The organism is Paenibacillus sp. S25 (assembly GCF_019454085.1).
GTDB lineage: Bacteria > Bacillota > Bacilli > Paenibacillales > Paenibacillaceae > Paenibacillus > Paenibacillus polymyxa_B.
The window spans coordinates 1,818,241-1,831,717 of the sequence record NZ_CP073683.1; the positions used below are offsets into that span (position 1 = coordinate 1,818,241).

Consider the following 13,477-nt stretch of genomic DNA (forward strand, 5'->3'; position numbering starts at 1 on the left):
AGGAGGAAAAGGAACTTATGGCGAAATTTGAAAAGTTTGAGCTCCCAACTGAAGGCGAAAAAATTACAATTGATAACGGTCAACTACAGGTTCCGAACCATCCGGTAATTCCGTTTATCGAAGGTGACGGCACGGGTCGCGACATCTGGAAAGCTTCCAAGCGCGTACTGGACGCAGCTGTAGAAAAAGCATATAACGGCAGCAAAAAAATTGCCTGGTATGAAGTATTCGCTGGTGAGAAAGCTTTCAATACATACGGCGAATGGCTCCCTAACGATACTTTGGAAGCCATCCGTGAGTATATTGTAGCCATCAAAGGTCCACTTACAACACCTATTGGCGGTGGTATCCGTTCGTTGAATGTGGCCTTGCGTCAGGAACTGGATTTATACGTATGTCTGCGTCCTGTTCGTTATTTTAACGGTGTTCCTTCTCCAGTGAAACGTCCTGAATTGGTAGACATGGTTATTTTCCGTGAGAACACAGAAGATATTTACGCGGGGATCGAGTATGCTGAAGGGTCCGAAGACGTGAAAAAGGTTATTCAGTTCCTCCAGCAAGAGCTGGGTGTGAACAAAATCCGTTTCCCTGAAACCTCTGGTATTGGAATTAAGCCAGTTTCTTCCGAGGGTTCAAAGCGTCTGGTACGGGCAGCCATTCAGTATGCTGTTGACCACGGACGCAAGAGTGTAACGCTCGTACACAAAGGTAACATTATGAAATTTACCGAGGGTGCCTTCAAAAACTGGGGTTATGAAGTGGCTGAGGAAGAATTTGCAGATAAAGTATTTACTTGGGCTCAATATGATGTAATCAAGGAAAAAGATGGTGAGGATGCGGCAAATGCAGCTCAAAAAGCAGCTGAAGATGCAGGCAAAATCATTATCAAGGATGCGATTGCTGATATCGCACTTCAGCAAGTACTGACTCGTCCTTCTGAATTTGATGTGATTGCTACGCTCAACCTGAACGGGGACTATCTGTCCGATGCTCTTGCTGCCCAAGTTGGTGGAATTGGTATTGCGCCAGGTGCAAACATTAACTATGTAACAGGGCATGCTATCTTTGAAGCTACACATGGTACAGCTCCAAAATACGCCGACAAAGACGTAGTGAACCCTGGTTCCGTAATTCTGTCGGGCGTAATGTTGCTTGAACACTTGGGTTGGAAAGAAGCGGCTGACCTGATCTACAAAGGGCTGGAGACGTCCATTAATAAGAAGATTGTAACTTATGACTTTGCTCGTCTGATGGATGGTGCTACACAAGTGAAATGCTCCGAGTTCGCAGATACCATTATTAGTAACCTGTAAGGAAGGGGAATACCACTTGTCCATTCAACGTAAAAAAATATCCATTGTTGGCGCCGGTTTTACCGGTGCCACTACCGCATTGCTGCTGGCTCAAAAGGAGCTAGGTGATATCGTGCTAATCGATATTCCGCAACTAGAGAATCCGACCAAAGGCAAGGCGCTTGATATTTTGGAGGCCGGTCCGGTACAGGGATTTGACAGCCAGATCACGGGCACTTCCAATTACGAGGATGCAGCTAACTCGGATATCGTCATTATTACAGCCGGGATTGCACGCAAGCCGGGTATGAGCCGTGATGATTTGGTAAATACGAACGCAGGAATTGTAAAATCCGTTTGTGAGAACGTGAAGAAGTATGCGCCGGATTCTATCGTCATTATTCTGAGTAATCCGGTAGATGCTATGACCTATACTGCCTATCAAACGCTTGGGTTCCCGAAAAATCGGGTTATTGGCCAATCAGGTGTGCTGGACACAGCGCGATATTGTACCTTTATTGCACAAGAACTGAACGTTTCCGTCGAAGACGTGCGCGGCTTCGTTATGGGTGGTCACGGTGATGATATGGTGCCCTTGGTACGCTATTCCAGCGTTGGAGGTATACCTATCGAAACCCTGATTTCGCAGGAACGTATCGAAGCGATCGTACAACGTACACGCGGAGGTGGCGGAGAGATCGTTAACCTGTTGGGTAATGGTAGCGCATATTATGCTCCGGCAGCTTCGCTTGCACAGATGACAGAAGCGATTGTAAAAGATAAAAAACGGATTATTCCGGTCATTGCCTACCTGGAGGGAGAGTACGGCTACCAGGATTTATTTCTTGGCGTACCGACACTTCTTGGCGGCAATGGCATCGAAAAAGTGTTCGAGTTGGAATTGACAGCCGAAGAAAAAGCAGCGCTCGATCAATCCGCCGAATCGGTCCGCAGTGTGATTAAAATAGTTACCGTATAGATTCAATTTTCTACTAAAACGGTGTACTTTTACTTGAAGAGGTGTCCCAAGCCATAGTCATGGCCGCCGGACACCTCTTTTATTTTTAAGTAATCTATTCGTTTTCTTCCTTATTCCTTTGCTTTGACCCACTTCCCCGGTATAATAGAGTTCATATGTATTGATAGTTACATGAGGATTTGCAAAATCCTGGCATAGAAAAGCATGTCCCAAAACACTGAAAAGATGGTAGTCATTTGTTGGAATATGATCGTTCTATGGAAAAAGAGTTTGTGAGAAAACAAAGAAATGGAGGTTGTAAAGAATGTTTTTTATTCACATTATTGGATCACTGGCGATGGGTTTTTATTTATTGCTCCCCTTCGTTGTGGGCAAAATCGACAAATTGGCTCCTAGCGTGCAGGAAGGAACGATATCGGCTGTTCAGCTATTGAACCGGTTGGCTCAATTTGCACTGATTCTTGTGCTTGTTAGCGGTATCTATATGATTTTTCCCTGGGGTTCTTATTCGGTAGCATGGATCGTTGTCGTTTTGCTGTTGTTTCTCGCCATTTCTGGTATCGCAGGAGCCATGGGTAAGCCGTTACGGCTGTCGTTGGAAGCGATTCGTAGCCAACAGCCTATTACGCAATACGCTGGCAAAATGCGAATGTTCAGTACACTGCTTGCCGTCTTCCTGATTTTAATTACGTTTTTAATGGTATACAGCCATATTATTTAATTATGCATTTGGTGAGAGCCTATAATCGAATGATGACAAATGCTAAGTGAAAAAACGGTCTGTGCTGAATAAGCATAGGCCGTTTTTTTTGTGCGCTCAATAACTACATTTTTCTTTTTCGTTTAACGAATAACTTTGTGTGGTAAATCAGGAGTAGAGTGGATGCAATTGTTGCATCCTAAAAAAATATCTGATTTTGAAGGGAGAATGTATAATGCCTAAAAGTAATCAACCTCAGCAAACTTTGCCCCCACAGCATCAGGACCAGCAACCGGGGATTGAGTCCAAAATGTCGCCTGCACCCCAGTTTGAAAAACCAACTTACAAAGCCGCTGGCAAGCTAACAGGTAAAGTTGCACTTATTACTGGTGGAGACAGTGGAATTGGACGGGCTGTAGCTGTCACGTATGCCAAAGAAGGTGCGGACGTAGCTATCATCTACTTGAATGAGCATAAGGACGCGGAAGAAACAAAAAGTCAGGTAGAGCAGGAGGGACGCAAATGCGTGTTGATTCCTGGCGATATCGGAGATGACCAATTTGCCAAAAAAGCGGTTCAACAGACGGTTCACGAGCTGGGCAAGCTCGACATTGTCGTGAACAATGCGGCAGAGCAGCATCCACAGCAAAAGCTGGAGGATATCACCAAAGAACAGTTGGAGCGCACTTTCCGTACGAACATTTTCGGTATGTTCTTCCTGACGCAAGCAGCATTGCCGCATTTGAAGAAAGGGAGCACTATCGTCAACACAACATCGATTACCGCGTACGCTGGGAACAAGACACTCATTGATTATTCATCGACCAAAGGGGCAATCACATCCTTTACTCGTTCGCTTTCACTCAATTTGGCGGATCAAGGTATTCGGGTGAACGCTGTAGCACCAGGGCCAATCTGGACGCCGTTAATCCCGTCTACATTTGATGCCAAGACGGTCAGCGAGTTTGGAGGAGCACAGCCAATGAAGCGTCCGGGTCAGCCGGAAGAATTGGCGCCAGCCTATGTGTACCTTGCTTCTGATGATTCTTCATATGTAAGCGGGCAGGTTATTCATATCAATGGCGGTGAAGTTATAAACGGATAAGAGGATAAAGGAAAGGCTGGGGCCGTGTTATGCCCTGGCCTTTTTTTCTTTTCACAGTGGAACATAATGAAGGTAGCCTGTAGAATGAGACTTAACCTACATAAAGGATGGGCATATTTTATGAAATCGTTTCGTTTCAGGCTTACCCTGATCATGCTGATTTTGATTGGCGTATCTGTCCTTGCTGCTGGAATCACGATGGGACAAATTTTTAAAAATTCGAATATGAAGGTGCTAGAGGAGAATATGGGACGGGAGATCGACCTGCTTCGCGCTACATTCCCTTTTGTAAATGCAGATGCCCTGTCCAGCACGGATTATGTCTCTTATTATTCTCAAAAGGCGAAGGAAATTGCTCGTCTGACGGAATCGCGGGTTACCTTCATTCGCAAGGACGGGACGGTGGTTGGCGATTCGTTAAGTGATCCGCGTAAGATGGAAAACCACGCATCACGTGATGAAATACGGCAAGCCACGGCGGAAGGAATCGGTCGGACAATACGCTACAGCGAAACTCTGCAACGAAACATGCTATACGTCGCTGAACCTGTTGTATCGGACAAGGGCTTTGACGGGTATATCCGTTTGTCCATGAGCCTTAAAGCGGTGGAAGAGGGAGTGCAACGCGGCTGGACGGCCATCGGGATTGGTCTTGTGCTGCTGTTTATTGCTGCCGGATTGGTGAGCTATCGTATTGCTCGCAGTCTGACCTCGCCTATTGAACATATTACAGGGGTAGCCAACCGCATATCAGGGCTGGATTATGACGCAAGAGTCGGTGTACAGCGCCGGGATGAGGTAGGGCAATTGGGTGAAGCCATTAATCGTATGGCTGACAGTCTCCAAAACCAAATGAAAACGATACGTGACAATGAGGATCTCCTCCAGAGCGTTATGAGTAATATGACAGGCGGGATTCTAATGATTGACGCAAGTGAGTGTATTGCGCTTGTAAACCGTGAGTCTGAGCGAATGCTAGGTGTCGTGGGTAAACGGGTGACGGACAAGCCGTATCATGAGCTGAAGAAGCACTATGAGCTCACAAAGCTAATTGAGGGCAGCATACAAAGCCGAGAGAGGTTGCATGGTGAGGTTCATTTGTACAATCCCGAGGAGAGACTCGTGTTGCTGGACGGTGTCCCGATGTATGAGGATGAAGGCGGATACCGCGGGATGCTGTTCCTTTTACAGGATATTACGGCCATTCGACGGTTGGAAAATATGCGGAGCGAATTTGTGGCTAACGTTTCTCATGAGCTAAAAACACCGATTGCCGCGGTCAAGGGCTTTGCCGAGACGTTACTCGGTGGCGGGGTTAAAGATGAAGAGACGGCCCGTTCATTTTTGCAAATTATATATGATGAAAGCGAACGATTGAATCGGCTGATCGGTGACATTCTGGAGCTATCCAAAATTGAATCCAAGCGTTCTCCGCTGGATTGCTCGCCGGTGCACGTTTCGTCGTTCATAGAATCATTGCTGGAAAAACTGAACAATGTTGCGGCCAAAAAAAGAATTACGCTACACATGGATATCCCGGATGAGTTGTTTATGGAGGCAGATGAAGATAAGCTTCAGCAGATTTTCTTGAACCTTTTGTCTAATGGCATCAACTATACACTTGATGGTGGCAAGGTAAAGATTAAGGTTCTAACGATACAGCGGGAGAATGACACGGAAAAGGTCGTATTTACAGTCAGTGATACAGGTATTGGAATTCCGAAGAAGGACCTGCCACGTATCTTTGAGCGCTTTTACCGGGTGGACAAAGGACGCTCGCGCAACTCTGGCGGAACGGGGCTGGGATTGTCGATCGTCAAACACTTGGTCGATTTGCATCATGGCACCCTTTCGGTGGAAAGTGAGCTTGGATTGGGTACCACATTTACAGTTGAATTACCGCTATTGCAACAGGAAGAATGAACTAGAACATTTTTTACATTCTGTTAACAATGCCGTGATAAAATAAACGGGTGTCGCATGAGTATGGAGAAGGTTTCAGGATTTTGACCAATGCGCCTTTAACAGGTAAACAGGAGATGAAGTTATTTATGGGACAACGCTTGCTGGTTATTGAGGATGAACCAACGCTTGCCAGATTGCTATCCTACAATTTGATACAAGAAGGCTTCGAAGTGGACACGGAGGATCATGGCAGTGCCGGTTTTGAAAAAGCCTCCAGAGAGTCCTACGATTTGATCCTGCTGGATTTGATGCTGCCAGGAATGAACGGACTGGACATTCTGAGCAGACTTCGCCATCAAGGGCTGACGACGCCTATCATTATCTTAACAGCCAAAAACGGTGAAGCCGAGGTTGTCCAAGGGCTGAAGTCGGGTGCGGATGATTACATCACGAAGCCTTTTGGCGTTTCTGAGCTGTTGGCCCGCGTGACGGCTGTGCTGCGAAGAACTTCCGGCGGGGATGAAGGAGTGTTGTCTGATCAGAAAGATAGCTCCAAAATTCAATTGGGCGAGCTGGAGATTTACCCCGAAAAATATGAAGTCATTCTTGGAGGTCAGTCCATCAGCCTCAGACCAAAGGAATTTGAGGTACTTCTTTATTTGTCTCGCAAGCCGGGTGTGGTATTGACCCGGGATGATCTGATGAATGCTGTTTGGGGATTTGACTACATTGGCGGTCAACGGACCGTGGATGTGCACGTCAGTTCCTTACGTAAAAAGCTGGAGCTAGATCCCGACTCGGTTCATATTGATTCGATCCGTGGAGTGGGGTACAAGCTGGTTGTAAATAAAAAAAGAAGCGCTTCTCATTTATTATAAATGAGGAGCGTTTTTCTTTATCCATGGCAGTGTCCGGCGACTTTTGTGTCCATTTCGTGATTTTACATTTCGTTAACAAAACTAGTCGCTAGAATCAACAAATGACCGATATGATGTTCCCGTCACTCCAAGTAGTTAAAAAAAGGGGACTTCAGAACGATGATAACGGAACCAAAGACCCAGCCGAGTTCCACTGCCGTGATTGAACGTGAAGCATACAAGCCGATTACTACCTATGTGCCATGCCGGGAGGTTCCGATCATTGGTACGGACATGTCTTGTAAAGAACTATTAGCACTTATGAAAACACAGGAAGATATACCTTGTGTTATTGTTGTGGATAAAAATGATCTTCCACTGGGCATTATTATGAGAGATGCGTATAATCGCCATTTTACCGGCAGATTTGCTGCGGCGTTGTTCTATGACAAGCCTGCGGCCATATTTGCTGACCCCGATACATTAATTGTGGATTTGAAAAGCCGGGCATCGGACATTGTGGAACTGGCGATGTTGCGCGAAGAACAGCGTTTTTACGATTGTGTGTTGGTTAAGGAAGGCACACGATTACTCGGCGTACTCACGATTCGAGATATCCTGTCCGTTGTGCAGCGAATGCAAAGAGAAGCGGACGAAGAGCGGGGCGATGTGATTCGGCATAGCTATGACGGAGTCCAGCGTATTCAGCTGACCGTGCTGGATGCAGCTAAAGAGGCCGATGACAGTGTGCGGCTAACCCGCTCAATGAGTGAATTATCCCGCCGTGGCAAAGTAGAATTGGAGGATGTTTTGCTCTCCTATCGTGCGGTCACGGAGCAAATGAAGCGCCAGCATGAGCAGATGACGGCGCTGACCCAATCGCTGAATGACATTGCGGGCATGGCCTCATCCATTCGTGCACTGGCAGATCAAAGCGGACTGCTGGCGATCAATGCGTCCATTGAAGCGGCGCATGCTGGCGAACACGGACGAGGCTTCCAGATTGTGTCTCAGGAGGTGCGGAATATGTCACTCCAGACGAAAGCTTTTTCCACGCAGATTACAAGCTTACTCACCCATATCGAGCAGATGCTGCGTGACACTGCTGAACTGACGGATACGAGTATGCAGCAGATTCATACAGGCTCTCAATATATTTCTGCTGGAACACAAACTTTCTCCAAACTATTGCAGGCTGTCGATGAAATTGAAGCCAAAAACAGCGAAATGGCCCATTCCGCAGAGGAAGCGGCTTTGAATGCAGCCGAAATTGCACAGGAGCTTGAGCTCATGCTAAGTTCTTGATCATTTTACATACCGTTAACAAATCCACCACACTAAATTTACACACAGCTTATATAATCTTCATATTGTGCAAATCAGGTGCAATGCTTGAGGATCATAACTGCAACACGAAGGAGATCATAAATCCATGAATGATTCCGTAATCCGGATTGATAAGCTGAATTTATATTATGAGAAATTTCACGCGCTGAAACATATAAACCTCGATATTCCTGAAAAAACGGTAACTGCCTTTATCGGCCCGTCCGGCTGCGGCAAATCGACCCTGCTGCGTACGCTGAACCGGATGAATGACATGATACCGGGAACGCGTATTGAAGGCACCGTGAGTATCGCAGGTCAGGATATATACGGCGATACTATGGAAGTAGAAACTCTGCGTAAGCAGGTGGGAATGGTTTTTCAACAGCCTAACCCATTTCCCAAATCGATTTATGATAACGTGGCCTACGGCCCACGTCTGCATGGAGTTCGGCAAAAGGACAAGTTGGACGAATTGGTCGAGCAAAGCCTACGGCAGGCGGCACTCTGGGAAGAGGTCAAGGACTTTCTGAAGCGTTCAGCTCTGAGCTTGTCCGGTGGACAACAGCAGCGGTTGTGCATTGCCCGGGCGCTTGCCGTACAACCAGATATCTTGCTGATGGACGAGGCGACATCTGCGCTAGATCCGATCTCCACGATGAAAATTGAAGAACTGGTTCAGGAATTACGAGACACATATACCATCGTCATGGTGACGCATAACATGCATCAGGCAGCGCGTGTGTCCGGTCGAACTGCGTTCTTTTTGAATGGTGTTGTGGTGGAAGCGGCGGATACAGAGATGATGTTTTCCACGCCGCAAGATTCACGTACAGAAGATTATATTTCAGGGCGATTTGGCTAAAGCCTACCAGATGAATATGCCAGAAGGGGTGACTTCGAAATGATACGTAGAAAAGGTTTTGATGAAGGGTTAGATGAACTGAGAGCCGTACTGCGCGAAATGGGTGCACACGTTTCGAAGGCGCTCGATCAGGCCATTGAATGTTTGCAGACCAAAAATATAGAATTGGCTCAGCAGGTGGTCAAAAATGATGCATCCCTCAATACGCTGGAAGAGAATATTCTCGATATGGGTTCCAAGCTCATTATTACCCAGCAACCGGTAGCGAAGGATTTGCGCCGGATCATTGTTGCATTTAAAATTTCCAGTGATCTGGAACGAATGGGCGATTTGGCACTTGATATTGCCAAGGTGACACTTCGTTTGGAAGGGCAGCAGATCATTAAGCCTTTGGTGGATATTCCGCACATGGCTTCCATTGTTAAAGAAATGATAGATGATGCGATCAAATCCTATTTGGATGAAAATACAGATCTGGCCTACAAAATGGCCAAAGAGGATGATCGTGTGGATTCCATGTATAGCCACATGATCAGCGATCTGTACGCCTTTATGGTAGAAAAGCCGGCAGAGGCTTCACAAGCTATGCTGCAACTGCTTGTAGGACGATACATTGAACGAATTGGTGACCATGCTACGAATATCGGTGAAAGCACTGTATATCTCGTGACAGGGGAGAGGCCAGATTTGAACCAGTAGAGCATTCAGGTATATAGCGGTTGTTTCTGACCCAGACTTGTCTTTGAGCAAAAGGCAAATTTGGTTAGGAAGCAGCCGTTTTTTTCTGAAAAAGGAGTCTTGTATGTTAAGATAGGAAGAGGAATGCGTAAAACGTAAGAACGTTACGAATGCATTGATGAACTTGCGAGGTGCTAAATGGATAAACTCATGCTTATAGATGGTAACAGTATCATTTACCGGGCGTTTTTTGCTATGCCACCGTTAACGAATTCGAGCGGGCAGCAGACGAACGCGGTGTACGGATTTACGACGATGTTATTGCGGCTCTTGGAGGAGCACAAACCAACACATATTCTGGTTGCCTTCGATGCCGGTAAAATAACGTTTCGCCATAAAGGATACGAGGATTACAAAGGTGGGCGGGAGAAAACACCGCCAGAGCTGTCCCAGCAATTTCCGTTGCTGAAAGAGCTATTGACCGCTTTCGGCATTGCTCAGTTTGAACTGGATGGCTATGAGGCGGACGATATTATAGGCACCCTGTCCAAGACAGCAGACGAAGCCGGTTTTAATGTACTGGTCGTGACCGGGGACAAGGATATGCTTCAATTGGCTTCAGACCATGTCACAGTCGGCTTGACCCGCAAAGGGGTTACTGAGGTGGAGACGTATGGACCTGAGCAAATTCAGGAACGATATGGCCTGAAGCCGCTGCAAATTATTGATCTTAAGGGTCTGATGGGTGATACGTCGGATAATATTCCTGGTATTCCCGGGGTGGGTGAAAAAACAGCGCTCAAGCTGCTGCATCAATACGGTTCAGTCGAAGAAGTGCTGGCGCACACGAATGAGCTGAAGGGCAAAATGAAAGAACGCGTAGAGACACATGCTGACGACGCGCGAATGAGCAAAGATTTAGCGACCATTTATCGGGATGTAACGTTGGACAAGCAGCTGGATGATGTGGCCTTCGGCGGGCTGCAAGCAGAAACAGCCGGGCCAGCTCTGGCGAAGCTGGAGTTCAAGTCCTTGCTGGAGCGTTTATCCTTTTCAGGTGAGGTTGGCAGTACTGGGGTAGACGTAGAGGAAGCCGCGGTTGACGTAACAGTCCTGGATGAGCAGCGAATTAGCGAATTGGTAGAAGTGTTGGATCGTGTGGATGTGCTGCATGTTGAGACGCATGGTGATAATCCGCATCATGCTGACATCGTAGGTCTGATATTTGCCGCAACGGGACAGCAGTTTTTTATGACACTGGATGTACTGCAAAGCGATGCAGCTACACCTATTCGCGCATGGCTTGCTGACCCTGAACGCAAAAAACGCGGTCATGATCTGCATCGAACGGATTTGGCTTTACACTGGCATGGAATTGAGTTTGCAGGTGCCGAGTTTGATGTGCAACTGGCAGGGTACTTGCTGGACCCAACCGATGCAAACCAGACATTGAGCGGATTGGCAGCCAAATATGGCTTGTCTTCGATCCGTCCAGACGAAGAAGTGTTCGGCAAAGGAGCAAAATATAAAGTCCCTGACGTGGATGTACTGTCCGATCATGTGGCGCGTAAGGCAGCGGTGATTGAAGCTTTGGTGCCTGTGCAGCAGGCTGAGCTGGAAAAAACGGAAATGCATAAGCTGTTTCATGAGCTGGAGATGCCGTTGTCCCGCATTTTGGCGGATATGGAGAAGCAGGGTATTTTGGTGAACGTAGAAGAACTACGCGCTTTGGGGAAAGAATTTGAAGCCCAGATTGCAACGTTGGTGGATGAAATCTACAGTATTGCCGGAGTAGAGTTCAATCTAAATTCGCCCAAGCAGTTGGGTGAGATTTTGTTTGATAAACTGGGTTTGCCTGTCATTAAAAAGACGAAAACGGGTTACTCGACTGATGCAGAGGTTCTGGAAAAGCTGGCCCCCTATCATGATATTGTACAAAACATTTTGCAGTACCGCACAATTGCCAAACTCCAATCGACGTATGTCGAAGGATTGCTGAAAGAAATTTCGGAGAAAACGGGTAAGGTGCATACGTATTTCCGGCAGACGGTTGCAGCAACTGGACGCTTGAGCAGTCAATTTCCGAATTTGCAAAACATTCCGATTCGTCTTGAAGAGGGTCGTAAAATCCGCAAAGTGTTTGTTCCGTCCGAACCGGGCTGGTCTATTTTGGCGGCCGACTACTCACAGATTGAGCTGCGAGTGCTGGCTGATATTTCGGATGATGAACGTTTGAAGGAAGCCTTTGTCCACGATATGGACATCCATACCAAGACCGCATCCGATGTGTTTGGTGTAGCAGCGGAAGATGTGGACTCCAACATGCGGCGTTCTGCGAAGGCAGTCAACTTTGGGATTGTCTACGGAATCAGTGATTATGGTCTGTCACAAAATTTGAATATTACGCGGAAGGAAGCGGCTCGCTTTATCGACCAGTATTTTGATGTGTTCCAAGGCGTTCGCCGTTACATGGATGATATTGTGAAGGATGCGAAGCGGGACGGCTACGTAAAAACGCTGTTGGAACGCAGACGCTATTTACCGGAGATTAACGCCAGTAATTTCAACCTGCGTTCATTCGCTGAGCGTACAGCGATGAATACGCCGATTCAAGGTACCGCTGCCGATATTATCAAGTTGGCGATGGTACAGATGGATAAGGTGCTACGTGAACGTAATCTTCGCAGCAGAATGCTGCTCCAAGTACATGATGAGCTTGTGTTCGAGGTTCCGCCTGAGGAAATGGAAACGATGAAAGAGCTTGTCCCGGCTACCATGGAAGCTGCATTAAAGCTGGCTGTGCCGCTCAAAGCCGAAGTAAGCTATGGAAGCAATTGGTATGAGGCCAAGTAAGATATTTCAATGAGTAGATAGTCCCAATTTGACGTTGCTTCCGTTATAATATAGGGTGAGGTGAAGACATCATGCCGGAATTACCGGAAGTAGAAACAATTAAACGAACGCTAAACGAGCTTATCGTTGATAAACATATAGATCATGTCACCGTTAATTTACCGCGGATCATTCAACGGCCCGATGATATCCATGCTTTTGCGATGGAATTGGCCGATCACCGGATTACAGGGGTGGAGAGACGCGGAAAGTTTCTGCGGATTTTGCTGGACGGGCTGGTGTTGGTCTCCCATCTTCGAATGGAAGGGCGATATGGATTGTATTCACAACATGATCCTGTGGAAAAGCATACCCATGTCATCTTTCATTTTAAAGATGGTACGGAGCTGCGTTATCAGGATGTGCGCCAGTTTGGCACGATGCACTTATTTCCGGCAGGACAGGATTTGCTAGAAAAGCCGCTGAACAAGCTTGGTTTGGAGCCGATGGACGAGGCCTTTACACCGGAAATGCTGCGTGCCGCTGTTGGAACTCGTTCGACTTCGATCAAGGCAGCGCTGTTAAACCAGTCATATGTGGTGGGCATCGGGAATATTTATGTAGATGAATCGCTGTTTAAGGCGGGGATTCATCCAGCGCAGCCAGCCAAAAGCCTAACGGATAGCCAATTTCATGTCTTGCATGAAGCTATTGTCTCCACGTTGGGTGCGTCGATTCAGGTTGGAGGCTCGTCCATTAAATCGTTCGTTAATGGACAGGGCAAAACGGGCGACTTCCAGCATCAATTGCAAATCTATGGACGTAACGCGAAGCCTTGCATTAACTGTGGTACATTGATCGAAAAATCTGTCGTAGCCGGACGTGGCACACATCATTGTCCGGTCTGCCAACCTCTGCGCTAAACAGGCACAGTCACC

General features: G+C 47.0%; 11 protein-coding genes. All 11 read left to right on the forward strand.

Going from position 1 to position 13,477, the window contains the following annotated elements:
* Positions 1-17 precede the first annotated feature (17 nt).
* Positions 18-1,313 (forward strand): NADP-dependent isocitrate dehydrogenase, encoded by a 1,296-nt coding sequence (gene icd / locus KAI37_RS07920; RefSeq protein WP_029516624.1) that lies wholly within the window; start codon positions 18-20, stop codon positions 1,311-1,313.
* Between the two features lie 16 nt (positions 1,314-1,329).
* Positions 1,330-2,271 (forward strand): malate dehydrogenase, encoded by a 942-nt coding sequence (gene mdh, locus KAI37_RS07925; RefSeq protein ID WP_028542892.1) that lies wholly within the window; start codon positions 1,330-1,332, stop codon positions 2,269-2,271.
* Positions 2,272-2,575: 304 nt separating this feature from the next.
* Positions 2,576-2,992: a hypothetical protein gene (locus KAI37_RS07930; RefSeq protein WP_023987918.1), complete on the forward strand. Its 417-nt coding sequence runs from the start codon at positions 2,576-2,578 to the stop codon at positions 2,990-2,992.
* Positions 2,993-3,206: 214 nt separating this feature from the next.
* Positions 3,207-4,076 (forward strand): SDR family oxidoreductase, encoded by an 870-nt coding sequence (locus KAI37_RS07935; RefSeq protein ID WP_071640166.1) that lies wholly within the window; start codon positions 3,207-3,209, stop codon positions 4,074-4,076.
* A gap of 120 nt (positions 4,077-4,196) precedes the next feature.
* Positions 4,197-5,999, forward strand: a complete 1,803-nt coding sequence (pnpS, locus tag KAI37_RS07940; RefSeq protein ID WP_025721995.1) for a two-component system histidine kinase PnpS — start codon at positions 4,197-4,199, stop codon at positions 5,997-5,999.
* Positions 6,000-6,127: 128 nt separating this feature from the next.
* Entirely contained in the window at positions 6,128-6,859 is a 732-nt protein-coding gene (locus tag KAI37_RS07945; RefSeq protein ID WP_013309604.1) for a response regulator transcription factor, read from the forward strand.
* Positions 6,860-7,018: 159 nt separating this feature from the next.
* Complete coding sequence (locus KAI37_RS07950; RefSeq protein ID WP_076292497.1) at positions 7,019-8,143, forward strand: methyl-accepting chemotaxis protein; 1,125 nt, start codon at positions 7,019-7,021, stop codon at positions 8,141-8,143.
* Between the two features lie 127 nt (positions 8,144-8,270).
* A complete protein-coding gene (pstB, locus tag KAI37_RS07955) occupies positions 8,271-9,029 on the forward strand; it encodes a phosphate ABC transporter ATP-binding protein PstB (protein ID WP_220031029.1) in 759 nt (252 codons plus the stop codon).
* Positions 9,030-9,068: 39 nt separating this feature from the next.
* Complete coding sequence (gene phoU / locus KAI37_RS07960; protein ID WP_023987923.1) at positions 9,069-9,728, forward strand: phosphate signaling complex protein PhoU; 660 nt, start codon at positions 9,069-9,071, stop codon at positions 9,726-9,728.
* 177 nt (positions 9,729-9,905) lie between these two features.
* Positions 9,906-12,560: a DNA polymerase I gene (gene polA, locus KAI37_RS07965; protein WP_220031030.1), complete on the forward strand. Its 2,655-nt coding sequence runs from the start codon at positions 9,906-9,908 to the stop codon at positions 12,558-12,560.
* A gap of 71 nt (positions 12,561-12,631) precedes the next feature.
* The gene (gene mutM, locus KAI37_RS07970) at positions 12,632-13,462 is read left to right on the forward strand and encodes a DNA-formamidopyrimidine glycosylase (protein WP_076292499.1); all 831 of its coding nucleotides are present in this window, start codon (positions 12,632-12,634) and stop codon (positions 13,460-13,462) included.
* Positions 13,463-13,477 lie beyond the last annotated feature (15 nt).